Origin of the sequence: Methylobacterium sp. WL18 (genome assembly GCF_008040015.1) — a bacterium.
GTDB classification, from domain to species: Bacteria; Pseudomonadota; Alphaproteobacteria; order Rhizobiales; family Beijerinckiaceae; genus Methylobacterium; species Methylobacterium mesophilicum.
This window is the reverse complement of record NZ_VRVD01001180.1, coordinates 1-696: the sequence shown is the minus strand read 5'-3', so window position 1 is coordinate 696 and position 696 is coordinate 1. Positions and strand designations below refer to the sequence as shown.

Below are 696 nucleotides of genomic sequence, written 5' to 3'. Positions count from 1 at the left end.
AGTTGTTCGGCTGCTGCTGATGTGTTTTATACCCCCGCGGCAGAAGGCAGCCCTCGGCGCGGCAAGGCCCGCGCCGACGTGGTGGAGGATCTCGACGGCCAGATCGACCGGGTGCTGGTCGACGCGCCTTGCACCGGCTCAGGGACCTGGCGGCGCAACCCGGACGCCAAGTGGCGGCTGCGGCCCGGCAGCCTGGCCCTGCGCATCGCCGAGCAGTCGCAGGTCTTGGACCGGGCGGCCAAGCTGGTCCGGCCCGGCGGGCGGATCGTCTACGTCACCTGCTCGCTCCTGCCGGCAGAGAACGACGCGGCCGTGGCCGGGCTGCTGTCGCGCTGGCGTGGCCGCTTCGATGCCGTGCCGACCGAGACCGTGCTGGCGGCGGGGCCGCCGAGCCTCGCGTCCTCTGTTCGCCAGACGGAGCACGGCCTGCAGATGACCCCGCTGCGGACCGGCACGGACGGCTTCTACGTATCCGTGATCACCCGACGCGCCTGAGGACGCGCCTCTCCGGAACCGTGACCGCGTCCCGCGACGTTGGGCGAGGGATGTTTCAGGAGAGCGCCATGCCCGAGCCCGCCCGCCCTGCCTTCCGGGCCCCGTCCTGAGCGTCGCCCGGGACCGGTTCATGCAGCTCGACCGCCGTCTCCTGCTCGCAGGCTTGAGCACAGCTCTCGGCCTGCGCGCGGCCAAGTCCCA

The 696-nt window shown here is 72.3% G+C and carries 1 pseudogene; it reads left to right on the top strand.

From position 1 onward, the window contains the following. Nucleotides 1-495, top strand: a pseudogene (locus tag FV228_RS31665) (MFS transporter); the annotation flags it as partial. Nucleotides 496-696: the final 201 nt, after the last annotated feature.